Source organism: Streptomyces sp. NBC_00483, from assembly GCF_036013745.1.
Taxonomy (GTDB): domain Bacteria; phylum Actinomycetota; class Actinomycetes; order Streptomycetales; family Streptomycetaceae; genus Streptomyces.
On record NZ_CP107880.1, the window covers coordinates 197,148 to 221,308 of the forward strand.

At 69.5% G+C, this 24,161-nt stretch carries 22 protein-coding genes and 2 pseudogenes; 14 read left to right on the top strand and 10 right to left on the bottom strand.

Features of this window, described 5'->3' with window-relative positions:
* Positions 1-146: 146 nt before the first annotated feature.
* A complete protein-coding gene (locus tag OHA73_RS00960; protein WP_266718305.1) occupies positions 147-734 on the top strand; it encodes an RNA polymerase sigma factor in 588 nt (195 codons plus the stop codon).
* 175 nt (positions 735-909) lie between these two features.
* On the top strand, positions 910-2,142 hold the full coding sequence (locus OHA73_RS00965; RefSeq protein WP_327653818.1) for a GNAT family N-acetyltransferase: 1,233 nt from the start codon (positions 910-912) through the stop codon (positions 2,140-2,142).
* A gap of 23 nt (positions 2,143-2,165) precedes the next feature.
* Here OHA73_RS00965 and OHA73_RS00970 read toward each other — a convergent pair whose 3' ends face one another.
* The 4 genes from OHA73_RS00970 to OHA73_RS00985 form a co-directional block, all read right to left on the bottom strand.
* Positions 2,166-2,534 carry a peptidase inhibitor family I36 protein gene (locus OHA73_RS00970; RefSeq protein ID WP_266718303.1) on the bottom strand — a complete coding sequence of 123 codons (369 nt, stop codon included), beginning with the start codon at positions 2,532-2,534 and terminating at the stop codon, positions 2,166-2,168.
* Positions 2,535-2,556: 22 nt separating this feature from the next.
* Positions 2,557-3,078, bottom strand: a complete 522-nt coding sequence (locus OHA73_RS00975; RefSeq protein ID WP_267072553.1) for a hypothetical protein — start codon at positions 3,076-3,078, stop codon at positions 2,557-2,559.
* Between the two features lie 7 nt (positions 3,079-3,085).
* Positions 3,086-3,457, bottom strand: a complete 372-nt coding sequence (locus OHA73_RS00980) for a hypothetical protein (protein ID WP_267072552.1) — start codon at positions 3,455-3,457, stop codon at positions 3,086-3,088.
* Positions 3,458-3,553: 96 nt separating this feature from the next.
* Complete coding sequence (locus OHA73_RS00985) at positions 3,554-3,988, bottom strand: hypothetical protein (protein ID WP_266718297.1); 435 nt, start codon at positions 3,986-3,988, stop codon at positions 3,554-3,556.
* Positions 3,989-4,233: 245 nt separating this feature from the next.
* On the opposite strand from OHA73_RS00985, the gene OHA73_RS00990 reads away from it, so the two are divergent.
* Together OHA73_RS00990 and OHA73_RS00995 are read left to right on the top strand one after the other, a co-directional pair.
* Positions 4,234-4,734, top strand: coding sequence for a mycothiol transferase (locus OHA73_RS00990; protein WP_267072551.1), 501 nt, complete (start codon positions 4,234-4,236; stop codon positions 4,732-4,734).
* A 169-nt stretch (positions 4,735-4,903) separates the two neighbouring features.
* The gene (locus OHA73_RS00995; protein WP_327653819.1) at positions 4,904-6,601 is read left to right on the top strand and encodes a chitinase; all 1,698 of its coding nucleotides are present in this window, start codon (positions 4,904-4,906) and stop codon (positions 6,599-6,601) included.
* Between the two features lie 54 nt (positions 6,602-6,655).
* Here OHA73_RS00995 and OHA73_RS01000 read toward each other — a convergent pair whose 3' ends face one another.
* Together OHA73_RS01000 and OHA73_RS01005 are read right to left on the bottom strand one after the other, a co-directional pair.
* Positions 6,656-7,186: an OsmC family protein gene (locus OHA73_RS01000; RefSeq protein WP_327653820.1), complete on the bottom strand. Its 531-nt coding sequence runs from the start codon at positions 7,184-7,186 to the stop codon at positions 6,656-6,658.
* A gap of 247 nt (positions 7,187-7,433) precedes the next feature.
* On the bottom strand, positions 7,434-7,928 hold the full coding sequence (locus OHA73_RS01005) for a cupin domain-containing protein (protein WP_266718289.1): 495 nt from the start codon (positions 7,926-7,928) through the stop codon (positions 7,434-7,436).
* 181 nt (positions 7,929-8,109) lie between these two features.
* On the opposite strand from OHA73_RS01005, the pseudogene OHA73_RS01010 reads away from it, so the two are divergent.
* The 7 genes and pseudogenes from OHA73_RS01010 to pgm all read left to right on the top strand — a co-directional run.
* A pseudogene (locus OHA73_RS01010) lies at positions 8,110-10,407 on the top strand (discoidin domain-containing protein); the annotation flags it as partial.
* 63 nt (positions 10,408-10,470) lie between these two features.
* A protein-coding gene (locus OHA73_RS01015) for an IS5 family transposase (protein ID WP_327653821.1) occupies positions 10,471-11,416 on the top strand; the annotation gives its coding sequence in 2 pieces (ribosomal slippage) (positions 10,471-10,844 and positions 10,843-11,416; 948 coding nt in all).
* Positions 11,413-13,431 (top strand): annotated as a pseudogene (locus OHA73_RS01020) (discoidin domain-containing protein); the annotation flags it as partial. The gene OHA73_RS01015 and the pseudogene OHA73_RS01020, both read left to right, overlap by 4 nt.
* A 325-nt stretch (positions 13,432-13,756) precedes the next feature.
* Positions 13,757-14,290, top strand: coding sequence for a hypothetical protein (locus OHA73_RS01025; RefSeq protein WP_323179656.1), 534 nt, complete (start codon positions 13,757-13,759; stop codon positions 14,288-14,290).
* 88 nt (positions 14,291-14,378) lie between these two features.
* Positions 14,379-15,413 (top strand): aldo/keto reductase, encoded by a 1,035-nt coding sequence (locus tag OHA73_RS01030; protein WP_266718287.1) that lies wholly within the window; start codon positions 14,379-14,381, stop codon positions 15,411-15,413.
* A gap of 62 nt (positions 15,414-15,475) precedes the next feature.
* Entirely contained in the window at positions 15,476-16,222 is a 747-nt protein-coding gene (locus OHA73_RS01035) for a Clp protease N-terminal domain-containing protein (RefSeq protein ID WP_266718286.1), read from the top strand.
* A gap of 85 nt (positions 16,223-16,307) precedes the next feature.
* Positions 16,308-17,942, top strand: coding sequence for a phosphoglucomutase (alpha-D-glucose-1,6-bisphosphate-dependent) (gene pgm / locus OHA73_RS01040; protein ID WP_266718284.1), 1,635 nt, complete (start codon positions 16,308-16,310; stop codon positions 17,940-17,942).
* Positions 17,943-17,945: 3 nt separating this feature from the next.
* Here pgm and OHA73_RS01045 read toward each other — a convergent pair whose 3' ends face one another.
* The gene (locus OHA73_RS01045) at positions 17,946-18,632 is read right to left on the bottom strand and encodes a phosphonatase-like hydrolase (RefSeq protein ID WP_266718282.1); all 687 of its coding nucleotides are present in this window, start codon (positions 18,630-18,632) and stop codon (positions 17,946-17,948) included.
* Positions 18,629-19,417 carry a GntR family transcriptional regulator gene (locus OHA73_RS01050; RefSeq protein ID WP_266718280.1) on the bottom strand — a complete coding sequence of 263 codons (789 nt, stop codon included), beginning with the start codon at positions 19,415-19,417 and terminating at the stop codon, positions 18,629-18,631. The genes OHA73_RS01045 and OHA73_RS01050 overlap by 4 nt, the downstream gene beginning before the upstream one ends.
* Positions 19,418-19,544: 127 nt before the next feature.
* Between OHA73_RS01050 and OHA73_RS01055 the strand changes: the two genes are divergently transcribed.
* The 3 genes from OHA73_RS01055 (at position 19,545) to OHA73_RS01065 (ending at position 23,356) form a co-directional block, all read left to right on the top strand.
* Positions 19,545-20,732, top strand: coding sequence for a TIGR03364 family FAD-dependent oxidoreductase (locus OHA73_RS01055; protein ID WP_266718278.1), 1,188 nt, complete (start codon positions 19,545-19,547; stop codon positions 20,730-20,732).
* 261 nt (positions 20,733-20,993) lie between these two features.
* Positions 20,994-22,832: an asparagine synthase (glutamine-hydrolyzing) gene (gene asnB, locus OHA73_RS01060; RefSeq protein ID WP_266718276.1), complete on the top strand. Its 1,839-nt coding sequence runs from the start codon at positions 20,994-20,996 to the stop codon at positions 22,830-22,832.
* 134 nt (positions 22,833-22,966) lie between these two features.
* On the top strand, positions 22,967-23,356 hold the full coding sequence (locus tag OHA73_RS01065) for a VOC family protein (RefSeq protein ID WP_266718274.1): 390 nt from the start codon (positions 22,967-22,969) through the stop codon (positions 23,354-23,356).
* A 60-nt stretch (positions 23,357-23,416) separates the two neighbouring features.
* On the opposite strand, the gene OHA73_RS01070 is transcribed toward OHA73_RS01065, so the two are convergent.
* The gene (locus tag OHA73_RS01070; RefSeq protein WP_266718272.1) at positions 23,417-23,761 is read right to left on the bottom strand and encodes a VOC family protein; all 345 of its coding nucleotides are present in this window, start codon (positions 23,759-23,761) and stop codon (positions 23,417-23,419) included.
* A gap of 106 nt (positions 23,762-23,867) precedes the next feature.
* Positions 23,868-24,104, bottom strand: coding sequence for a hypothetical protein (locus tag OHA73_RS01075; protein ID WP_266718270.1), 237 nt, complete (start codon positions 24,102-24,104; stop codon positions 23,868-23,870).
* Positions 24,105-24,161: the final 57 nt, after the last annotated feature.

Sequence of the window (24,161 nt, forward strand, 5' to 3'; positions counted from 1 at the left end):
ACCGATGCGGGTTGTCGGGCAGCGGGAATCGTTTCCAGGATGACCGGGCCGTGACTTGGCGAGCACTGCGCGCGTCCGGTCCTGGCCATCACGAGTCGAGTTCAGGATCGTTTCGAGGAGTTGACGGGGCGTTGAGGATCCCAGGGATGCTGTCGCGGAACGTCGACCCGCGCGAGGCGTCGGAGGCCGCCCTGGCGGACGGTCTCGCGGCAGGTGACGTCGCCTGCCTCGCCGAGGTGTACCGGCGGTGGTCGCCGCTCGTGCGGGGCCTGGCACAGCGGGCGCTCGGCGACCGCTCCGAGGCGGAGGACGTGATGCAGCAGGTGTTCCTCGCCGCCTGGCGCGGCCGGTCCGGATATCGGCCGGAACTGGGCCCGCCGTCCGCCTGGTTGACGGGTATCGCGCGGCACCGGGTCGCGGACGCGCTCGCCGCCCGGAGCCGTCGTGCGGCGCTGTTCGAGGCGGCGGCCGGACGGCACGCCGTCTCGGCCGGCCGCGAACCCGCGACCGACGCCTGCATGGACGCGGTCGTCGAACGTCTTGTGCTGTCGCAGGAGTTGGCGCGCCTGCCGAGCACGCAGCGCACGGTGCTGCGTCTCACGTTCTACGAGGACCTGACGCAACCCCAGATCGCCGAGCGCACCGGCTGGCCGCTGGGCACGGTCAAGAGCCACGCCCGGCGCGGCATGAGACGCCTCGGCGACCGGTTGCGCGGCCGCAGCGATCGCGGCTGAGATTCGTCGGGCCCGGATGCATCCGTCCGGCCCCTTCGGGCGGAAGTTCCGGTGTGCGCGCGCCGGCGTCGGCCGCGCGCGCGGGCGGACGGCCCGGACCCCGCCGCCCGCCCACCTCAACGGAGTCGGCGCCGCTGAGGTGGGTATGGGCGGGGCGCCACTACAGTCGATGATCATGATCATTGGTTCCGTCCGCCTCCGCGAGGTACCCGAGTCCGACATCGAGCGGGCCCTGGCGCTCGCCCATCTCGTCTTCCACGAGTCGCCCGACGACGAACGCCGCAAGCAGCAACAGCAGATGCTGTCCGGCTGCCTGCGGATCGGCGCGTACGACGGCGAGGAACTGGTCGGCTTCGCCGCGGCGCATCCCTTCACCGTGTCCGTGCCGGGCGGTGGCGACCTCTCCTGCCCCGGCCTGTCGTACGTCTCGGTCGCGCCCACGCACCGCAGGCGCGGCGTGCTGTCGGCGATGATGGCCGAGTTGTTCGTCCGTTGCGCCGAACAGGCCGCGCCGCTGGCCGCGTTGTGGGCGTCGGAGGCGTCGATCTACGGCCGGTTCGGATTCGGCCCCGGCACGTACGGGGCGACCGTGGAGATCGACTCGCGGCGCGCGCTGGGGCTGCGCATCTCGCCCGACGAGCGCCCGCTGCGCCTGCTCGACGCCGACTCGGCACCCGCCGTGCTCGCGCCGTACTTCGAGACGAGGCGCGGGCTGCGGGCGGGGCGGCACGCGCGCACGGAGACGTGGTGGCGCGAGCAGTGGCTGGCACGGAAGGACGAGGAGGACGAGGACCTGTCGCCGCCGCGCGTGGTGACGCTCGGCGATCCGCTCGCCGGTTACGCGATCTACCGCACCAAGTCGGGCGACTGGTCCGGTGGCGTACCGGGCCTGGTGAGTGTCGAGGAGCTGGAGGCCGATACGCCGGGGAGCGCGGCGGCGCTGTGGCGGTATCTCGCGGACATCGACCTGACGGGCACGGTGCGCGCGCACGGCAGGCCGCTGGACGATCCTCTGCCGCTGTTCGCGGCCGACCGCGACCAGGTGAGCGTCAAGAGCGTCGAACCGGCGCTGTGGGTGCGCCTGGTGGACGTGCGCGCGGCGCTCACGGCCCGCGCCTGGGCGGCGCCCGTGGATGTGGTGCTCGCGGTGCGTGACGCGCGGATCCCGGCGAACGCGGGGACGTTCCGTCTGATCGCGTCGCCGGACGGCTTCTCGTACGCGCCCACGGACGACGCGCCCGACCTGAGCCTGGAGGCCCGCGATCTGGCGACCGCGTACATGGCGGCGACGCCGGTGGCGGCGCTGGTACGCGCGGGTCTGGTGGTGGAGCACACGCAGGGCGCGGCGTCGATGCTCGACGCCGCGCTGCGCACGGAGCTAGTGCCGCACACCGACGACACGTTCTGAACTCACTTCACTGCCAAGCGGGTTCAGCACTCCATGGTCCACGTGTGGGAGTCGCCGCTGTCGTTGGCCCAGCCGTTGGACGCGATCTCCTGGCCGGGCGCGAGACAGACGGTGCCGAAGCCGACGAGGCCCGGGTTCTCGTAGACCTGGACGTGGTCCTTGATGCCTGGCCCTGAGATTCCGTGATTGGCCCAGGAGGAGTCCTCGTCCTGGATGCCGTCCTCCCAGTCGTGGTCGTCGCCGGACCAGTTCCAGCGCATTCCGGTGTAGTTGGCGTCGGTCCAGGCGCAGAACTCGCCGCTGGGGCATTGGGCCGCGAAGGCGGTGGCGGGGAGCGCGGCGCCGCCGAGGGCGAGGACCGCGGCGGTGACCAGGGCGATCGGGTGCTTCATGAGGTCTGTTCTCCTTGCTGGGTCAGTGGCTGGTGATGTGCAGCACGCGGGTGGACGCGTCGAGCGCGCGGGACCGCAGGCGCTGCCAGTCGGTGAGTTCGGCGCGGTGTCGTGCGCGCACGGAGGCGAGGCTGAGGTCGCGGTGGGCGGCCTCGGGCTTGAGGTTGTTGACGACGGTCGACACCTGGAACCAGCGTTTCTGGTCGCCGTAGAGGGTGCGTTGGGCGGCGGCCAGGCAGCCGTCGGTGTGAGCGCGTACGGGGATGCCGTTCGCGAGGGTCAGGGAGAGTTCGGCGGGCGGCCGGCCGAAGAGGGCGGTCGCGACCCGCTGTTCCTCCGCCCGGTTCGCCGAGCGCTGTCCCGGCCGGGGCGGTGTGAGGCCCTGGCGGGTCAGGCAGCGGTCGGTGAGGGTCTGGGTCGCGGCCCTGATGGTGTCGTCGGGTGTGCGGGCGGGCCGGTCGGTGTGCTCTGTGGTGCAGCCCGCGAGCGGGAGGAGCAGGGCGGCGCCGGCCAGGATGCTGAGGGCGCGGGTTCGGCGGTTCATGGCGCGCTCAGCCCTGCTCGCACCCCATGGTGGTGTCGGAGACACCGTCGAGCTTTCCGGCCCAGTCCCAGTTCTCGGAGTAGTCGTCGCGCCTGATCTCCCGGTAGAGGCAGCCGGTCGAGGTGTAGCTGATGGCGTAGACGGTTCCCGAGACGCGGGACTCGAAGGAGGTGGCGTGGCGCGCCGTCCCGTTCTCCGCGTCGGCGTAGCCGGGAGGTCCGTAGCACCAGGCCTGGCCGTGCATGCCGACTTCGGTCCAGAAGCAGACCTGACCGGGCGGTACGGCGCCGGGCGCGGCGGCGGAGGTGGGTGCGAGGGCGGTCGTGGCGCCGCCGAGCAGTGGGAGGGTGAGGGCGAGCAGCACGGATCTGTGCTTCATGAAGCGCTTCATTTCGGTGACCCCGGAGTGATCGTTCTTACTGAGCGTGATCAGACTGCCCCGGAGTCGGCGCGATCAAGCGCCGTGTCACTCTTGTCAGTGACTATTGGTAACTGTCATGCGGCGCCGTGGGCCGCGGCGGCGCGGCTGGGTGCGGGCCATGCGGACCGCGTCGACGGACTCGGCGAGGAGCTCGTACTCGGTGGTGTCGTCGTGAGTGACGATCCTGACGAGCCGCCCGGAGGCCAACTCTTCCGCGACGTTTTCCTGTTGGTCCGGGTCGCCGCACCAGGCCCGCAGCTGTTCCGGCACGTCGGGTGCGTCATCGCCCATCGGCGTCAGCGCACCCTCGGGTAAGTGACTCAGGCCGGGGCGCGGGTCGAGGCGCTCGGCCATCCACATGGCCCGGTCGCGCAGCCACCACAGGGCCAGCGGGAGCGTGGGGGCGCGATATGTGCCGAGCGGAACACCCACGCGCCGGCCACCGCAGATTCCGTACGCGGTGACGTGGCACAGGAATTCGTCGTGCACGGTCTCCCCCATTGCCTGGCGCCCGACTGCATTGACTGTTGTGCCAAACGATCAGTGATCCACCGCAACGGCGAGAATTGCCCGGGCAATTGGCCCGCGGGACGCCGCCTACGAACAACGTTCAACCGTTCTCTGGTCAAGTATCGGCACTCGGGAGGCAGGGTCACCATGGCTTTCACGCCAGTCTCCGGGCATATTCACGGCGTTCGTTGGCCGAAATCCTCCGCGTCGGAGAGACTGCACGCATGCGCTCACATGACGTACTCATGGACGGTTACAGCCGTATTCAGGAAGAGGTGCACGCGGCCGTCGAGGGGCTTTCCGTCGACGCGCTGCACGAGCGACCGGAAGACACGGCGAATTCCATTGCCTGGCTGATCTGGCATCTCACCCGCGTTCAGGACGACCATGTCGCCGATGCCGCGGGACTCGAGCAGGTGTGGCTCGCGGGCGGCTGGGCGGGGCGGTTCGATCTGCCGCTCGCCGAGTCGGACACCGGGTACGGACACACTTCGAAGCAGGTCGGCCAGGTGCGGGTCGCCTCGGGCGAGCTCCTCACGGGCTATTACGACGCGGTGCACGAGCAGACGCTCGGGTTCCTCGGCGGCCTGAAGGACGCCGATCTCGACCGTGTCGTCGACGAGGGCTGGGATCCTCCGGTGACGCTGGGGGTCAGGCTCATCAGCGTGCTCTCGGACGACCTGCAGCACGTGGGGCAGGCCGCCTACCTGCGCGGACTGAGCTGAACCCACCGGCCTTCCGCCTTCGTCAGCGGCGCCGGACCTTCCGTCCGGCGCCGCTGACGTGCGTGCCAGAGGTCTTGACAACTCGATTGGTCTGAACCAACTTTGGCGCACACAGCGGTGGCCACCGTTCACATCCGCAGCTTCTCCACCTCTTCCCAGGAGGCTCCCCGTGGACCGTGCACGCCATCGCAGACGCAGACCCGGCCTCGCGCTCGCCGTCGTGGCGGCCGCGTCGCTCGGCGTCACCGCGCTCGCCGCACCCGCGCAGGCCGCTGATGTCAACGTGGCCAAGAACGCCGGCTTCGAGTCGGACCTGAGCAACTGGACGTGCTCCGCGGGCAGCGGCGCCGTCGTGACCTCACCCGTGCACGGCGGCACGAAGGCCCTGAAGGCGACCCCTGCGGGCCAGGACAACGCCAAGTGCAGCCAGACCGTCGCGGTCAAGCCCAACTCGACGTACACACTGAGCAGTTGGGTGCAGGGCGGTTACGCGTATCTCGGCGCGAGCGGCACCGGCACCACCGATGTGTCCACCTGGACACCGGGCAGTTCATCCTGGCAGCAGCTCACGACCAGCTTCAAGACCGGCGCGAACACGACCTCCGTGACCATCTACACGCACGGCTGGTACGGGCAGAGCGCGTACCACGTCGACGATGTGAACGTCTTCGGGCCCGACGGGGGCGGCGGCACGGATCCGGTCGTGGTCCCGGCCGCACCCACGGGGCTCGCGGCGGGCGCGGCCACCGCGTCCTCCATCGGCCTCTCCTGGTCCCCGGTCTCCAACGCCACCGGCTACAACGTCTACCGGGACGGCACGAAGGTCGCCGCCGTGACGGGTGCCTCGACGACCGTCACCGGGCTCGCGGCCGACACCTCGTACGGCTTCCAGGTCACCGCGACGAACGCGGCGGGCGAATCGGCGAAGTCGACGGCGGTGACCGCGAGGACCGCCACGTCCGGCAGCAACCCCGGCGGCGGAACCGTCCCCAAGCACGCGCTGACCGGGTACTGGCAGAACTTCGACAACGGCGCGACCGTCCAGAAGCTGCGCGACGTCCAGTCCCAGTACGACATCATCGCCGTCTCCTTCGCCGACGCCACCACCACGCCCGGGCAGATCACCTTCAACCTCGACCCGGCCGTCGGCTACGCCTCGGCCGCCGACTTCAAGGCGGACATCGCCGCCAAGCACGCGGCGGGCAAGTCCGTGATCCTGTCGGTCGGCGGGGAGAAGGGCAGCATCTCGGTCAACAGCGACGCGTCCGCGACCGCGTTCGCGGACAGCGCGTACCGGCTCATGCAGGAGTACGGCTTCGACGGCGTCGACATCGACCTGGAGAACGGGCTCAACTCGACGTACATGACGAAGGCGCTGCGCCAGCTGTCGGCGAAGGCGGGCGGCAAGCTGGTCCTGACGATGGCGCCGCAGACCATCGACATGCAGTCGACGTCCGGCGAGTACTTCAAGACGGCGCTGAACGTGAAGGACATCCTCACGGTCGTCAACATGCAGTACTACAACAGCGGTTCGATGCTGGGCTGCGACGGCAAGGTCTACAGCCAGGGCTCCGTCGACTTCCTGACGGCGCTCGCCTGCATCCAGCTGGAGGGCGGCCTCGACGCCTCGCAGGTCGGGCTCGGTGTCCCGGCGTCGACGCGCGGCGCGGGCAGCGGCTACGTGGCACCGTCCGTCGTGAACAACGCGCTCGACTGCCTGGCGCGCGGCACCGGCTGTGGCACGTTCAAGCCCGCGAAGACCTATCCGGGGCTGCGCGGCGCGATGACCTGGTCCACGAACTGGGACGCGACGGCGGGCAACGCCTGGTCGAACGCGGTCGGGCCGAAGGTGCACGCGCTGCCGTAGGCGGCGCGTGGCCGGGCGCGGTCGGCCGTCGACGGTCGACCGCGCCCGGTCGTGTCAGCCGCCCATGAAGAGCACCGTGCCGTCGGGGCCCACCGCCTCGACGCGCGCGCCGTGTTCGACGGTGCGGCTGACCGTGCAGTACTTCTCGTGGGTCAGACGGATGCCGCGTTCGAGCGCCTCCGCGGCGTGCGTGTCCCCCTCCGGCAGCTCGATCTCGTACGAGACACGGACGGCTCCGACCCGGCCGTCGTCCTCCGGCCGTGACACGGAGTCGACGGTGATGCGCAGCTCGTCGTGCGGCACGGTGCGGGCCGTGCGGTCGACGACGAGGCCGCCGCAGCCGCCGAGCGCGGCCAGGAGGAGTTCGACGGGGGTGAAGGACGGCTGGGCCCCCTCGCTGTCGGCGGGGGCGATGCGGACCTCGGCGCCGCGGTCGTTGCGGGCGGTCCAGTCGCGGTCGCCGTTGCGGACGGTCTCAATGCGGTAGTCGGCCATGCCGGAACCGTAACCAGAGGCGGGCTCCGTGCCGCGCAGCGCCTGCGGGGTGTCGGGGCGGCGGCGGGTCGGGGAGTCCGCGTGCCCCACGCCCGCGGACTCCCCGATGGTGCTCCCTCCCCAGGCGGCCGGTGCCCGAGTACGCGGCCGCCGTGCTGCAGAGTGTGCCGGGGACGGCGGCGGACTTCATCCCGCACCCCCGGATTTCGGTAACTTCACGTGTTGAATCAGTGGCGAGAAGTTACGGGGTCCTGGCGCCACATCCCGTACATACGGCCGGAGTCGAGGCGCGGACCGCACCGTCTGGCGTGATCCCTTCGCCTCAAGGAAGGCCGGATCACTGTGCCTCTCCCCGCGCCTCCAGGCGCGTCCCGCACCTGGCGCAGTACAGGGCGCCGGCGTCGTCGGCGGCCCGGCCGCAGGACGCACACACCTGGGGCAGCAGGCAGGGTGCCTCGCCGCCCTCGGCCGTCACCTGCGGTACCGCGCGGCGGATCGTCATGCCCGGCCGCCTGCGGTGCGCCGTGAGGTAGACGAGCCCGTCCTCGCCGGCGCTGACCGCGCGCCGCTCGCCGCGCGGCACGAACACGAGCGTGCCGGGCTCCACCTCCTTGTCCACGCCCGCCCGGTGGAGCGTGCCGTGACCCTCCACGACGACGAGGAGCACATCGAGCTCGGTCTCCACGTACGCGTCGCCGCCTCCGCCGGGCCGCAGGCGGACGACGTTGGCGTCGAGTTGGCGGGCCGCGCCGTCGAGCCGCCAGAGGGCGCCGGTCGCCTCCGGCGCGGCGGCGTTCAGGACGTCGGAGAGGGTGACGTGGGCTGCGGGCATCGGTCTGGTTCCCCTGACGTGGTACGGCGGGTCGTGACCGTTCGATTCTCCCTCACCGCAACTCTCTCTGTTCAAACAGTGGACTCAGCAACACAGCTCTGCAATTCTCCAACAACTGAACGCAAGAACCTGATGCGCGTCCTTAATTCACCCACATCAACGGTGCAGGGACAGGAGAAGCATGTTCGGACAGTGCGTGTTCAGATCCGGTGGAAGACGAAGGTGGCGGAGCCTCTCGGTGGTCCTCCTCGCGCTCACCCTGGCGCTGCTCGGCCTGCCCGCCGTCGCGGCGCAGGCAGCGGGCGGCCCCAATCTCGCGGCGGGGGCGCAGACCAAGGCGAGCAGCGCGAGGTCGGGGTACGGGGCGGGGAACGTCTCGGACGGCAACTCCTCGACGTACTGGGAGAGTTCGGGTACCGAATGGCCGCAGTGGGCGCAGGTGGACCTGGGGTCCACGGCGCGCGTCGACGAGGTGACGCTGCGCCTGCCGGCCTCGTGGGAGAGCCGGACGCAGACGCTTTCGGTGCAGGGCAGCGCCGACGGCACGTCGTTCGACACACTCAAGTCCTCGGCGCCGTACGCCTTCTCGCCCGGGTCGGGGAACACGGTGAACGTCACCTTCCCTGCCACGCAGACGAAGTTCGTACGGATCGTCGTGACCGCCAACACCGGCTGGACGTCCGCCCAGTTGGCGGAGCTGGAGGTGCACGGGGCCGCCGACTCCTCGGTCAACCTGGCGCGCGGCAAGACGTTCACGGCCGACTCCACGACGCAGACGTACGCGGCCGCCAACGCGGGTGACGGCGACCTGTCGAGCTACTGGGAGAGCAAGAACGGCGCACTGCCCCAGTGGGTGCAGGTGGATCTCGGCGCGTCGGTGCGGGTGAACCGCGTGGTGCTGCGGCTGCCGCCCACCTGGGAGACCCGGACGCAGACACTGGCCGTGAAGGGCAGCACCAACGGCTCGGACTTCACCGATCTGGCGGCGTCGAAGGCGTACGGGTTCAGCGCGGCGGACGGGCAGCGGCAGAGCATCACGTTCGACTCGGTGACGACGCGCTACGTACGCGTGCTCGTGACAGCCAACACCCGTCAACCTGCGGGTCAGCTCGGCGAGTTGGAGGTGTATGGGCCGACGACCGGCGACACCGAGGCGCCGACGGCGCCCGGGGATCTCGCCTACACGGAGCCCGCGACAGGTCAGATCAACCTGACGTGGAAGGCGTCCACGGACAACACGAAGGTCGCCGGCTACGACGTCTACGCGGACGGGAAGCTGCGCGCATCGGTCGACGGCGACACCCTCACGTACACGGACACGCAGCCCACGTCGGCCTCGCTCACGTACTACGTGCGCGCCAAGGACGCGGCGGGCAACCAGTCGCCGAACAGCAACTCCGTGACGCGTAAGGGCGGATCGGGTGACACCCAGGCACCCACCGCACCCGGCGCCCTCTCCTTCACGGAGGAGACGAAGGGTCAGGTCAAGCTCGACTGGCGGGCATCGACCGACAACGTGAAGGTCACCGCCTACGACATCTACGCGAACGGCAAGCTTCTCAAGTCGCTTGCCGGTGACGTCACTTCGTACACCGACACCCAGCCGGCATCGGCGACGGTGACGTACCACGTGCGAGCGAAGGACGCGGCGGGCAATCAGTCCGCGAACAGCAACACGGTGACCCGCAACGGTTCCACGACCGAGGCCGCGAACCTGGCGGCCGGAAAACCGGTGTCCGCGTCGTCGACCACGCAGACGTACGTCGCGGAGAACGTCGTGGACGACGACACCAGCACGTACTGGGAGGGTGCCGCCGGCTCGTACCCGAACAGCCTGACCGTGAAGCTCGGCGCCAACGCGGACGTCTCCTCACTCGTCCTGAAGCTGAACCCGGACGCGGCGTGGGCGGCGCGCACCCAGAAGATCGAGGTGCTCGGGCGCGAGCAGAAGGCGTCGGAGTTCACGAGGCTGGCCGAGCCGAAGGAGTACGGCTTCGATCCGGCGAACGGCAACAAGGTGACGGTGCCGCTGACCGCGCGCGTCGCGGACGTGCGACTCGTCTTCACCTCCACCTCAGGTGGTGCAGCGGGTCAGTTGGCGGAGTTCCAGGTCCTCGGCGAGCCCGCCCCGAACCCGGATCTCGTGGTCACGGGCATCACGTCGAAGCCGGAGACACCGGTCGAGTCCGACAAGATCACCCTGTCGGCGACGGTGCGCAACGCGGGCACCGAGGCGGCCGACGCCACCGACATCGACTTCAAGCTCGGCTCGCAGAAGGTGGGTACGGGTTCGGTGGGCGCGCTCGCGGCCGGAGCGTCGGCCACGGTGAGCGCGGACATCGGCGCGCACGAGGCGGGCTCGTACCAGGTCGGCGCGGTGGTCGACGCGAGCAAGCTGGTCATGGAGCGCGACGAGGCGAACAACGACTACATCAGCCCGACGAATCTGGTCGTGAAGCCGGTGACGAGCTCGGACCTAGGTCGTTTCTGATGGCTCTTGCTGGGTGGGTGGATCAGTGCGGGTGCTGGGCATGCGGGTCGTATGGTGCGACGCCATGAACTGACGGACGCGCAGTGGCAGAAGATCGAGTCGCTGTTGCCGGGAAACGGTGCCCCGGGTGGGCAGTGGGCGGATCACCGCCGAGTCATCAACGGCGTACTGTTCCGGGCCCGTACCGGGGTGCCGTGGCCGGATCTGCCCGAGCGGTACGGGCCGTGGCAGACCGTCTATGAGCGCCATCGCCGCTGGTCGGCCGACGGAACCTGGCAGCGGATCCTGACAGAGCTGCAGATCGAGGCCGCCGCGAGCGACCCGGACGGTGCCCTGGCCCGCACGGCGGCGAAGGAGGCCGAGTGGGCGGTGAACATCGACTCCACGTCCTGCCGGGCTCATCAGCATGCGGCCGGGGCCCGGCACCGGCCGCCGGGTGACTTCCCGCAAAAGGGGCGGGGCGCGTGTGGAGGCCGATGGACGCGAGGCACTGGGACGTTCCCGGGGCGGACTGACCAGCAAGGTCCATTTCCTGGCCGATGACCGGGCCCGCCCGCTGGTCTGGCAGACCTCGCCCGGCCAGCGGGGCGACAACCCCATGCTCGTCCCGGTACTGGAGTGCCTGCGGATCGCCCGGCGCGGGCCGGGGCGGCCCCGCACCCGCCCGGACCGGCTCCGCGGAGACAAGGCCTACTCCAGCCGCGACACCCGCGCCTACCTGCGCGGACGGCACATCAAGGTGACCATCGCCCAACCCGAGGACCAACGCAGCAACCGTCTGCGGCGGGGCCGGGCCGGCGGCCGGCCTCCGGCCTTCGACACAGGCCAGTACCGCCGCCGCAGTGCCGCCGAACGGTGCGTCAGCAAGTGGAAGCAGTTCCGTGCGGTCGCCAGCCGTTACGACAAGCGCGACTACATCTTCAACGGCACCCTGGCCGTCGCAGCAGTCGTCATCTGGCTCCGCGACACCGTCCAAGAGCCATCAGAAACGCCCTAGTGGCGTCGCCGGTGGCATGGTCGCCGAGCGCGCCCACCGAGGGCGACACGGTTACCTTCTCGGTCGCCCTCAAGAACCAGGGCAACCAGGCGAGTTCGAGCGGCGGGCACGACATCACACTCACGGTCACGGACTCCGGCGGGAGTGCGGTGAAGACACTCACCGGCTCTTACGACGGGACGATCGCGGCCGGTGACACCACACCACCCGTGAAGCTGGGCACTTGGACCGCAGGCAAGGGCAAGTTCACGGTGAAGACGGTGATCGCCGACGACGCCAACGAGCTCGCGGTCAAGCGCGCCAACAACACGTCCACGCAACCCCTGTTCGTGGGTCGCGGTGCCAGCATGCCGTACGACATGTACGAGGCGGAGGACGGCACGGTCGGCGGCGGAGCGAAGGTCGTCGGCCCGAACCGGACCGTCGGTGACATCGCCGGCGAGGCCTCGGGCCGCAAGGCGGTCACGCTCGAATCAACGGGAAACTACGTCGAGTTCACCACCAAGGCACCGACGAACACACTCGTCACCCGCTACTCGATGCCGGACTCGGCGGGCGGCGGAGGCAAGAACTCCACGCTGAACGTGTACGTCGACGGCACGCTCCTCAAGGCCGTCGACCTGACGTCGAAGTACGCGTGGCTGTACGGGTCCGAGACCGGCCCGGGCAACTCCCCCGGCACCGGCGCACCCCGCCACATCTACGACGAGGCGAACCTGCTGCTCGGCACGACGGTCCCGCAGGGCAGCAAGATCCGGCTCCAGAAGGACGCCGCGAACGACTCCACGTACGCGATCGACTTCATCAACCTGGAGGAGGCGAAGCAACTCCCCAACCCGGACCCGGCGGCGTACACCGTGCCGACCGGCTTCTCGCACCAGGCGGTGCAGGACGCACTCGACAAGGTCCGGATGGACACGAGCGGCAAGCTCGTCGGGGTGTATCTGCCGGCCGGTGACTACGAGACGTCGAACAAGTTCCAGGTGTACGGGAAGGCGGTGAAGGTGGTCGGCGCGGGGCCGTGGTTCACGCGATTCCACACCCCTTCGTCGCAGGAGAACACGGACGCGGGCTTCCGCGCGGAGGCAAGCGCGAACGGCTCGACGTTCACCCACTTCTCCTTCTTCGGGAACTACACGTCGCGGATCGACGGCCCCGGCAAGGTCTTCGACTTCTCGAACGTCGCCGACATCACCATCGACGACATCTGGAACGAACACACGGTGTGCCTGTACTGGGGCGCCAACACCGACAACATCACCATCAAGAACTCCCGGATCCGCGACACGTTCGCCGACGGCGTCAACATGACGAACGGCTCGACGGACAACCACGTCGCGAACAACGAGTCGCGGGCGACCGGCGACGACAGCTTCGCGCTGTTCTCGGCGATCGACGCGGGCGGCGCGGACGAGAAGAACAACGTGTACGAGAACCTGACCTCGCTGCTCACCTGGCGGGCGGCAGGCATCGCCGTCTACGGCGGCTACGACAACACGTTCCGCAACATCCTCATCGCGGACACCCTCGTCTACTCCGGAGTCACCATCAGCTCCCTCGACTTCGGCTACCCGATGAACGGCTTCGGCACGGAGCCGACGACGCTGGAGAACACCTCGATCGTCCGCTCCGGCGGCCACTTCTGGGGCGGTCAGACCTTCCCCGGCATCTGGATGTTCTCGGCGTCGAAGGTCTTCCAGGGGATCCGCGTGAACGACGTCGACATCGTCGATCCGACGTACAGCGGCATCATGTTCCAGACCAACTACGTGGGAGGCCAACCCCAGTACCCCATCAAGGACACGATCCTCACGGACGTGACGATCTCCGGCGCCCGCAAGAGCGGCGACGCCCACGACGCCAAGTCCGGCTTCGGCGTGTGGGCGAACGAACTCCCCGAGGCGGGCCAGGGCCCTGCCGTCGGCGAAGTCACCTTCCACAACCTGAAGTTGACCGACAACGCGGTGGACATCCGCAACACGACGTCGACGTTCAAGATTAATTCCCTGCCGTAGGCGGCCGCCGACGCACCAGGATGGGTGGCCGGGCATACACGCCCGGCCACCCTTTCCCTGCCCAGGAGCCGCCCATGCACCGCCGCACCTTGCACGCCCGCCTCTCCACCGCACTCGCGCTGCACGACGACCGCCGACTGCGCACCATGGTCGAGGGCGCGCGGTCCGGCGGTGCGGGGATCGGCGGACGCTCCGGCGTGGTCGATGTCGAGGGCTCCCCCGTGTTCATGAAGCGAGTACCGCTCACGGACCGGGAGTTGAGGCCGGAGCACCTGCGCTCGACCGGGAACCTCTCATGGACTAATTCGGCGGGATCGACGGGGCCGTGGCCCACTGGGAGGGCTCCCTCGCTGTGCGCGGGCGCCTCGAGGAGTTGGCGAGGGCGCGGCACAGTCTCGTCCTGTTCCTGGAGTACGTACCGGACACGGTCGCGGCGTGGCTCGCGGCACGGAGTGACGAGGTCGCCGCGTACCGCTGGGTGCTGCGGGAGCTGGCTCGCGGCGCCGGATTCCTGCGGGGCCAGGGCGTCGTGCACTTCGACGCGCACTTCGGCAATCTACTCACCGACGGCGAGCGGATCCTCTTCGCCGACTTCGGCCTCGCACTCAGCTCACGGTTCCAACTGGACGACGCCGAAGGTGAGTTCCTCGCGCGACACCTCCCCTCCTACGATTCCCTGCTGACGCTGAGCCATCTGCGGCGCCACCACCTGCCCCCGGGCAGCCCCGAAGCGGTGGCCGGGCTGCTCTCGCCCCACGCACCCGCGCTCGCAGTGTTCGACGCGTTCCTCGAGCGACTGCTCGGCGAGAGCAAGCGGACGCCGTACCCGGACGAAGACATCGCGAAGACCCAGACCTAAAGGCACCCTGGTTCCATTACGCGCCACTCCTTGCTACTGTTGCGGCACGCACTAACGGGATACAGAACCCATTAGCAGGGAGATCGCCATGGAGTACCGACAGTTGGGGACGTCCGGCCTCAAGGTTCCGGCGTTGAGTTTCGGGGCCGGGACCTTCGGTGGGCGTGGGCCGCTGTTTTCCGCATGGGGTAGCGCCGGCATCGACGAGGCGCGCCGCATGGTGGATCTGAGCCTGGAGCATGGCGTGACCCTGTTCGACACGGCCGACGTGTATTCGGACGGGGCGTCGGAGGAGGTGCTCGGTGCGGCACTCAAGGGGCGGCGCGATCGGGCGCTCATCTCCACCAAGGCCGCACTGCCGACCGGCGAGGGACCGTACGACGCCGGAGTGTCGCGGTCGCGGCTGATCGCGTCCGTCGACGCCGCGCTGCGGCGCCTCGACACCGACCACATTGACCTGTTCCAGCTGCACGCGTACGACGCGAGCACCCCGGTCGAGGAGGTTCTCGCCACGCTCGAGGACCTGGTGCGTGCCGGCAAGGTCCGTTACACCGGTGTCTCCAACTACGCGGGTTGGCAGTTGATGAAGGGGCTCGCCGAGGCGGAGAAGCACGGGCGGCCGCGGTTCGCCGCGCACCAGGTGTACTACTCGCTCGCCGGCCGGGACTACGAGTGGGAGTTGATGCCGCTCGCCAAGGAGGAGGGCGTGGGCGCCGTGGTGTGGAGCCCCCTCGGCTGGGGGCGGCTCACCGGGAGGATCCGGCGCGGACAGCCACTGCCCGCCGACAGCAGGCTGCACCAGACGGCGCAGTTCGGGCCGCCCATCGAGGACGAGCACCTCTACCGCGTCATGGACGCGCTCGACGAGGTCGCGGAGGAGACCGGGAAGGCGATCCCACAGATCGCCATCAACTGGCTGCTGCGCCGACCCACCGTCTCCACGGTGCTGATCGGGGCACGGAACGAGGAGCAGCTCACACAGAACCTGGGCGCCATCGGCTGGGAGCTCACCCCGGAGCAGGTGGCGAAGCTGGATGCGGCGAGCGAGACCAAGGCCCCCTATCCGTACTACCCGTACCGGACCCAGGACGGGTTCCGGCAGCTGAATCCACCGACCGTGTGAGACACGAATCCGAGTGTCAACTCGTAGTTGACAGTCCTCCACTGTCAACCTACGGTTGCATCATGACGAAGCCAACCGACGCGAACGTCCGCCTCGACGACCTGATCGCAGCCATCAAGAAGGTCCACCCCGACGCACTCGACCAACTCCAGGACGCCGTCATCGCGGCGGACCACCTCGGCGAAGTGGCCGACCACCTGATCGGCCACTTCGTCGACCAGGCTCGCCGCTCCGGCGCCTCCTGGACGGACATCGGCAAGAGCATGGGCGTCACCCGGCAGGCGGCGCAGAAGCGCTTCGTGCCCAAGGGCGACGAGAAGCCCATCGACCCGAACGAGGGCTTCAACCGGTACACGGTGCGCGCCCGCAATGTCGTGGTGGGCGCACAGAACGAGGCCCGCGCCGCGAACAACGCGAACATCACCCCGGCGCACCTCGCGCTCGGCCTGCTGAAGGAGCCGGAGGCCCTCGCCGCGAAGGCGATCCTCGCGCAGGATGTGTCGCTCGAGGCCGTGCGCCAGGCCGCGACAGAGACCCTGCCGCCCGCGTCCGACGACATGCCCGCCCTCGTGCCGTTCGACGCCGACGCCAAGAAGGCCCTGGAACTGACGTTCCGGGAGGCGTTGCGCCTGGGCCACAACTACATCGGCACCGAGCACATCCTGCTCGCACTCCTGGAGCACGAGAACGGATCCGGGCTGCTCACCGGGCTCGGCATCGACAAGCACAAGGTCGAGTCGCAGGTCCTCGCGACCCTCGCGGAGATCGTGAAGAACCAGCAGGAGTTCCAGGAGACCCTGGAGGGATGAGAGTTCCCTGGCAGGCCCCGCCCCGAACCGTCTTCCGCCTGTGCCGCCCACTTTTCTTCATAGGCGCAGGTGGGAGACTGCTTCCATGACTGCTGAGCGCTCAGGAACCCCCGCCCTGCCGGGCGATCTCATCGACGTCGACGCGCTGATCGAGGCGTACTACACGCGCGAGCCCGACGTCACGCGCCCCGAGCAGCGCGTCGTCTTCGGCACGAGTGGCCATCGCGGCTCCAGCCTCGACGGCGCCTTCAACGAGAAGCACATCGCCGCGATCACCCAGGCGATCGTCGAGCACCGCACCGCGGAGGGCATCACCGGCCCCCTCTTCATCGGCCCGGACACGCACGCCCTCTCGCAGCCCGCCCTGAAGACCGCCCTCGGTGTTCTCGCGGCGCACGGCGCCCGGGTGTTGGCCGACGCGCACGAGGACTTCGTGCCGACGCCCGCGCTCAGCCACGCGATCCTGCGCTGGAACCGCGGGAAGGCCGACGACGCCGACGACCGTGCCGATGGCATCGTCATCACGCCGAGCCACAACCCGCCCCGCGACGGCGGCTTCAAGTACAACCCTCCGCACGGCGGCCCCGCCGACTCCGCCACCACCTCGTGGATCGCCGATCGCGCCAACGAGCTGCTGGAGGACGCCAGTTGGACGCCGCGCACGGTCGAGGAGCCGGCCTGGGAACCGTACGACTTCCGTGAGCGCTACGTCGAGGACCTCAAGGACATCATCGACATCGACGCCATCCGCGCCTCCGGCGTGCGGGTCGGCGCCGATCCGCTGGGCGGCGCGAGCGTGCACTACTGGGCACGCATCGCCGAGATGTACGGGCTCGACCTGACCGTGGTGAACCCGGAGACCGATCCGACGTGGCGTTTCATGACGCTCGACTGGGACGGCAAGATCCGGATGGACCCGTCGTCCGCGCCCGCGATGGCCTCGGTGCTCGCACGCCGCCACGACTACGACCTGCTGACCGGCAACGACGCGGACGCCGACCGGCACGGCATCGTCACTCCGGACGCCGGCCTGATGAACCCGAACCACTATCTGGCCGTCGCCATCCACTACTTGTTCAGCCACAGGACCCGGTGGTCGGCGTCCGCGGCCATCGGCAAGACGCTCGTGTCGTCCGCCGTCATCGACCGGATCGCCGCCACCCTCGGCCGAGAACTCGTCGAAGTCCCCGTCGGATTCAAGTGGTTCGTGCCGGGCCTGGTCGACGGCTCGGTGGCGTTCGGCGGCGAGGAGAGCGCCGGGGCGAGCTTCGTCCGCAAGGACGGCAGCGTCTGGACCACCGACAAGGACGGCATCCTGCTTGCCCTGCTGGCCGCCGAGATCACCGCCGTCACGGGCAAGACGCCTTCCGCGTACTACGCCGAACTCGCCGCCGAGCACGGCGCGTCGGGCGCCGCCTACGCCCGCATCGACGCCAAGGCGACGAAGGAGCAGAAGGCCCGCCTCGCGAAGCTGACCGGCGACGCGATCACCGCCGACACCCTCGCGGGCGAGCCGATCACGGCCCGGCTGTCCGAGGCGCCGGGCAACGGCGCGGCCATCGGCGGCGTCAAGGTCACCACCGAGAACGCATGGTTCGCGGCCCGGCCCAGCGGCACGGAGGACGTCTACAAGATCTACGCCGAGTCGTTCCACGGCGCCGAGCACCTCGCCCAGGTGCAGAGCGAGGCGCAGGCGATCGTGGACGCGGCGCTCAGCTGACGTTCACGGGCTCTGGGTCTCGGCAATGCCGGGGAGGTCGGCGACGCCGTCCAACACGTAGCTGTGCGGGTGGAGTTCGAGCTGCTCACGGGTGAGCTGTCCCGTGAGCACGCCGACCACGACAGCCGCGCCCGCATTGAACCCGGCCTCCATGTCGACGACCGTGTCGCCGACCACGAGGACCTTGCGTACGTCGACGACGCCCGTCTTCTCCATCGCGCGCTGGATCATGTACGGCGCGGGACGACCACGGGGCACCTCGTCGGAGGTGACGACCGCGTCGAGGTTGCCGCCCTCTTCGGTGGACCAGCCGAGCGAGTCGAGCAGCGGCAGCGCCACGTCCGCGCTGAAGCCGGTGGTGAGGGCGACCTTGATGCCGCGGGCGCGCAGCTCTTCAAGTGCCTTGTCCGCGTGGGCTATCGGCTCCGGCGGCTGCTTGGCGTAGCTCTCGCGCAGATAGGCTCGGAACACCTCGTACTGTCGCTCGACCAGCTCCGCGTCGGGCGTGCCGCCGCCGATGCGGATGAGCGCGGCGATGGCCTCGCGCTTGTCGGTGCCCATCCAGGTCTGCAGATCGACCGGGTCGACACGGACGCCGGTGGAATCGACGGCGTGCCGCAGCGCGTCGTATACGGCCCCGTGCTCGTCGATGGTGGTGCCTGCCATGTCGAAGACGGCGAGTTCGATCACTGGGCTTCCTCACGTGTGATGCGGGTGTCTGCGGTGCCGCCGCGGGCCGCGACGGTGCGCCCGTCCATGGTGTTCTCGATGGTGAAGGTGGCCATGGACGGCAGATAGCGGTCGTCCGCGTACTCGACGGGCCTGCCGTCGCCGGTGTAGGCCAACCTCCGTACGCGGAGCAGGGGTTGGCCGGGATCGACACCGAGGAGCTCGGCGTCCTGCGGGTCCGCCGCGACGGCGTCGATGGTGTGCCGGGCGCGGTCCAGGTCGACGCCGCACGAGGTGAGGGCGTCGTAGACCGAGCCCTCGTCCGGGTCGAACGCGAACAGATGCAGGCCGACGTCGAGGACGAACGTGGACCGCTCGACCATCGCGGGCACCCCGTCGAGGTGGCGCAGCCGGACGAGGTCGACGCCCGGCGCGCCCTCGTCGAGACCCAGGCGGGCGGCGGCCTCGGGGCTCGCGCGCCGCCGGGCCACCTCCACGGTGTGCTGTCCCGGGGTCCGTCCGATCGACTCGGCCCACTGCGTGAACGACATCAGCGAGGCGAACGGCTGCGAGGGCGTGACCCTGCGGGCGACGGGCGGCTTGCCGCGCCCGCCGACCAGATGGCCATCGGCCCGCAGCTGCGCGAGCGCCTGCCGTACCGGGCCGCGCGAGGTCCCGAACTCCTCGCACAGCTGTGCCTCGCTCGGCACGGGCGCCCCTTCGGGCCACTCCCCCGACTCGATGCGTCGCCGGAACTCGGCGCCGAGCCGCTGGTGCAGCGGCCCCTCCTCGCTACTTGTCTTCACAAGTCGAGTTTCGCAGCCCGGATACCCACCGGGCAAGAGCGCACCCGGCGCACAGCTGGTAAACAACGAGGAAACTTGTATAGACAACACTTGCGGGTGGCGGCGGGCGGTCCGCAGTCTTGGGGTCATGAACAACGCATCAGCGCCATCCACCGCACTCCCCCGCGACCGCAGCGACCTCGTCGTGGTCGGTGCCGGCATCGTCGGCCTCGCCCACGCCTTCGAGGCGGTGCGCAGGGGGCTCAGCGTCACGGTGGTCGAGCGGGACCGGCGGCCTGTGGGCGCGTCCGTGCGCAACTTCGGCCACTGCTGCGTCACGGCGCAGCGCGGTGAACTCCTCGATCTCGCGCTGCGCTCGCGCACCGGCTGGGTGGACGCCGCCAAGTCGGCCGGGCTGTGGGCGCCGGAGGCGGGCGCGCTCGTGGTGGCCCGGTCGGCGACCGAGCTGGCGGTCCTGGAGGAGCTGCGGGACGAGCGCGGCACGGACGCGGTGCGGATGCGCACGCGCGACGAGGTGGGCGAGGCGCTCGGCCGCTCCCCCGAGGGGCGCGAGGATCTGGCCGGCGGCGCGCTGCTGCCCGCGGACCTGCGGGTCGACCCGCGCGAGGCGGCGCCGCGGCTCGCGGACTGGCTGGCCGAGCAGCCCGGCGTGACGATCTCCTGGGGCACGAACGTGGTCGGCGTGGAGTCCGGCACGGTGCACACCAGCCGGGGCCCGGTGCACGGGGACCGGATCCTGCTCTGCGTCGGCCATGACCTGGACCGTCTGTACCCGGCGGAGGCCGAGACGCACGGCATCGAACGCTGCCGCCTGTCGATGGCCCGGGTCGCGGCGCCCGACGCCTTCCGCACGGACTCGGCGGTCCTGACCGCCACATCGATGCTGCGCTACGACGGCTTCACGGCCATGCCGTCCGCCGACCGGCTGCGCACCGAGGTCACCGCGCACAGCCCCGAACTGCTTGACGTGGTCGCCAACGTGATGTTCACGCGGCTGCCCGACGGCACGGTCCTGGTCGGCGACTCGCACGCGTACGACGCGACGGAGATCCCGTTCCAGGACGAGGCGACGACGGAACTGCTGCTGCGCGAGGCCTCCCGCGTCCTGGGCGTCCCCTCGGTGCGGGTCACCGAACGCTGGCAGGGCGTGTACGCGAGCAGCGCCCGCGGACCGCTGCTCGTACGCGATGTGGCACCGGGCGTACGGGCGCTCTCGGTGACGTCGGGGATCGGCATGACGCTGTCCTTCGGGCTCGCTGCGGCGACGTTCGACGGGTCACTTGCTGAGACAACGTCGAGCCCGGAGCAGGATTGATCAAGTCTTTGCCTGTGGCCGGATCGCACTGGTAGCCCAAGGCAACTTTTCTCAAGAGGCCCCCGCCACAAGGGATTTGCGAAGGGGATCATTCCGTTTGACGTCACGACCGGCGGCCGAAACCGCTCGGTCGGACGCCTTCGGCGCGTTACGGGAGCATTGACCGAACCCACCTCCATGTCACACGCTCGAAACATAGATGCCGTGTACAACTTGTTGCCCCGGTTGGCCACGGCCGTACGGCGAGCAGGAGGAAGCGTTATGTGTGGCATCACCGGCTGGGTTTCCTTCGACCGTGACCTGCGGGCCTCGGCCGAGACATTGAATGCGATGACCCAGACCATGGAGTGCCGCGGTCCTGACGATCGCGGCACCTGGATCGAGGGCCCCGCGGCCCTTGGTCACCGCAGGCTCGCCATCATCGACCTGCCGGGCGGCCGGCAGCCCATGACCGTCGAGACACCGGACGGAAACGTCGCCCTGGTCTACTCGGGCGAGACGTACAACTACACCGAACTCCGCGCCGAACTGGCGGCCCTCGGCCACGAGTTCCGCACGGACTCGGACACCGAGGTGGTGCTGCACGGCTACCTCGAGTGGGGCGAGGAACTGCCCAAGCGCCTCAACGGCATGTACGCGTTCGCCATCTGGGACGGCCGCAGCGACAAGCTCGTCATGATCCGCGACCGGATGGGCATCAAGCCCTTCTACTTCTACGAGACCCCGGACGGCGTGCTGTTCGGCTCAGAGCCCAAGGCGATCCTCGCCAACCCGCTCGCCGCGCGCCGTGTCACCCTCGACGGCCTCCGCGAGTTGTTCACGTTCGTGAAGACTCCGGGGCATGCCGTGTGGGACGGGATGAACGAGGTGGTACCGGGCACGGTCGTCACCGTCGACCGCGAGGGATTGCGGCACCGCGCGTACTGGACGCTGGAGACGAAGCCGCACACCGACGACCAGGAAACGACCATCGCCAGGGTGCGCGAGCTGCTCGACGACATCGTGCGCCGCCAGCTCGTCTCGGACGTGCCGCGCTGCACGCTCCTGTCGGGCGGCCTCGACTCCTCCGCGATGACGGCGATCGCCGCCGAGCAGCTGGCCGGTCAGGAGACGGTGCGCAGCTTCGCCGTCGACTTCCTCGGCCAGGCCGAGAACTTCGTGGCCGACGAGCTGCGAGGTACGCCCGACACCCCCTTCGTGCACGACGTGGCGCAGGCGTCGGGGACCGACCACGAGGACATCGTGCTCGACTCGAACGCGCTCGCCGACCCCGAGGTGCGCGCCCGCGTCATCCGGGCACGCGACATTCCGGCGGGGCTCGGCGACATGGACGCCTCGCTGTACCTGCTGTTCAAGGCGATCCGCGAGCACTCGACGGTCGCCCTGTCCGGCGAGTCGGCGGACGAGGTCTTCGGCGGCTACCTCCAGTTCTTCGACGAGGAGGCCCGCAATGCGGAGGCGTTCCCGTGGCTGGTGAGCATGGGCAAGCACCTCGGTGACGACTCGGACGTGATCAGGCCCGAGCTCACCAAGCGGCTCGACCTGGAGGGGTACACCGCCGACAGCTACGCCGAAGCGGTCCGCGACATCGAGCGCCTGGAGGGCGAGAGCGACTTCGAGTACCGGATGCGCCGCATCTGCTACCTGCACCTGACCCGCTTCGTGCGGGTCCTGCTCGACCGCAAGGACCGGGCGAGCATGGCGGTGGGCCTGGAGGTACGGGTCCCGTTCTGCGACCACCGGCTCGTCGAGTACGTCTACAACACGCCGTGGGCGCTGAAGTCCTTCGACGGCCGGGAGAAGTCGCTGCTGCGCGAGGCGACGGCGGACGTGCTGCCGACCTCGGTGTACGACCGGGTCAAGAGCCCCTACCCGTCGACGCAGGATCCGAAGTACGCGCTCGCGCTGCAGGAGCACGCCAAGGACCTGCTCGCGAAGCCCTCGCACCGGGTCTTCGAGATCGTCGACAGGGACCGGCTCAGTGTCGCCGCCCACCGCGAGACCCCGCAGATCACGCAGGCCTCGCGGCGTGGCCTGGAGCGCACACTGGACCTGGCGCTCTGGCTCGACATGTACGACCCGGAACTGGTCCTGGACTGACGCCGGAGCCGAAGCCGGAAACGGACTGGCCACGGGCCCGGCCCCGTGTCTAAGATCCCGGGCAGCATCGCGTGCCGGTCACCGACCGGGTGAGGCATGGAGGTGCCGGAGTTGCCTTCTGGAGGCAATCCACCATGGCAGTTCAGCTCAATCACACCATCGTCCACTCCCGGGACAAGCGGGAGTCCGCCGAGTTCCTCGCGCACATCCTGGGGCTCGAAGTGGGCGATGAATGGGGCCCGTTCATCCCGCTCGACCTGAGCAACGGCGTGACCCTGGACTTCGCGACGATCCCCGCCGAGTCCATCGTCACGCAGCACTACGCCTTCCTCGTCACCGAGGAGGAGTTCGACGGGATCTTCGGGCGCATCAAGGACGCGGGGCTCACGTACTACGCCGATCCGCACCGCAAGCAGCCGGGCGAGATCAACCACAACGACGGAGGTCGTGGCGTGTACTTCATGGACCCCGCGCAGCACGGCATGGAAGTGATCACGCGCCCCTACGGGGGCGGTGACCAGTAGCACGGGATCGGGTGGGGTCGTGGCCTTCGGGCCGCGGCCCCACCGCTCGTGGTCGTCCGCTCAGCTGTCCTGCAGCACCCCGAAGACGTTTCCGTCCGCGTCCTTCAGCGACGCGATCCGGCGGCCCGGACCGACCTCCGTCACGTCCTGGATCACCTCGGCACCGGACTCGACCAGAGACTTGACCATCCCCTGGATGTCGTCGACGGTCCAGTAGCCCACGGGTCCTGTCATGCCCTGCTGGTGCCCATTCGGGTTCAGGCCGAAGTGCTGTCCCGCCACGTCGTAGCCCACGTAGTACGCCTCGTCGGAGGACGGCTCCACGCCGAGCAGCTTGGTATAGACGGCCTTGGCGGCGGCGAGGTCCCGGACGGGGGCGATGATCGTTTGCTGACCGCTGGTCATGGAGTACTCCTTCACTCGTTACGTGACTCTCACTGCTACGACACGCGCCACGACGGATGTGTGACGGCTTCCGCGAAAAAATTCCGGAAGCGTTCCCCGGCCGCGCTCAGCCGAAGTTCGTCACATCCAGGAACAGGAACACCGTTCCGACGACGAACGCCACGATGCCGAGCGCACCGAGGCCGAGCGCCGTCCGCCTGGCCGGGCGGCAGACCGCCTCGGCATCCTCCTGCCGGACCGAAGCCCCGCACGGGAGCGCCGCAAGACCGTAGGTCACCAGTCCCGCGGTACCGACCGTGAGGCCGAGTCCGAGCCACGTCACACTCGCGGACATAAAGGACATGTGTCCGATTTTGCGCCCGTTCGTGGGATCCCGCTATTCAGAGTGTGACCGTGTGCA

Bases quoted from the DNA above. Each gene is read 5' to 3' on its own strand.
- OHA73_RS01005 (WP_266718289.1), bottom strand. From the start codon at position 7,928: ATGCCCGCAGCCCACGTCACCCTCTCCGACGTCCTGAACGCCGCCGCG.
- OHA73_RS00965 (WP_327653818.1), top strand. From the start codon at position 910: ATGATCATTGGTTCCGTCCGCCTCCGCGAGGTACCCGAGTCCGACATC.
- OHA73_RS01035 (WP_266718286.1), top strand. From the start codon at position 15,476: ATGACGAAGCCAACCGACGCGAACGTCCGCCTCGACGACCTGATCGCA.
- OHA73_RS01055 (WP_266718278.1), top strand. From the start codon at position 19,545: ATGAACAACGCATCAGCGCCATCCACCGCACTCCCCCGCGACCGCAGC.
- OHA73_RS00980 (WP_267072552.1), bottom strand. From the start codon at position 3,457: ATGAAGCACAGATCCGTGCTGCTCGCCCTCACCCTCCCACTGCTCGGC.
- OHA73_RS00970 (WP_266718303.1), bottom strand. From the start codon at position 2,534: ATGAAGCACCCGATCGCCCTGGTCACCGCCGCGGTCCTCGCCCTCGGC.
- OHA73_RS01030 (WP_266718287.1), top strand. From the start codon at position 14,379: ATGGAGTACCGACAGTTGGGGACGTCCGGCCTCAAGGTTCCGGCGTTG.
- pgm (WP_266718284.1), top strand. From the start codon at position 16,308: ATGACTGCTGAGCGCTCAGGAACCCCCGCCCTGCCGGGCGATCTCATC.
- OHA73_RS01070 (WP_266718272.1), bottom strand. From the start codon at position 23,761: ATGACCAGCGGTCAGCAAACGATCATCGCCCCCGTCCGGGACCTCGCC.
- OHA73_RS01065 (WP_266718274.1), top strand. From the start codon at position 22,967: ATGGCAGTTCAGCTCAATCACACCATCGTCCACTCCCGGGACAAGCGG.
- OHA73_RS00960 (WP_266718305.1), top strand. From the start codon at position 147: ATGCTGTCGCGGAACGTCGACCCGCGCGAGGCGTCGGAGGCCGCCCTG.
- asnB (WP_266718276.1), top strand. From the start codon at position 20,994: ATGTGTGGCATCACCGGCTGGGTTTCCTTCGACCGTGACCTGCGGGCC.
- OHA73_RS00975 (WP_267072553.1), bottom strand. From the start codon at position 3,078: ATGAACCGCCGAACCCGCGCCCTCAGCATCCTGGCCGGCGCCGCCCTG.
- OHA73_RS01075 (WP_266718270.1), bottom strand. From the start codon at position 24,104: ATGTCCTTTATGTCCGCGAGTGTGACGTGGCTCGGACTCGGCCTCACG.
- OHA73_RS00990 (WP_267072551.1), top strand. From the start codon at position 4,234: ATGCGCTCACATGACGTACTCATGGACGGTTACAGCCGTATTCAGGAA.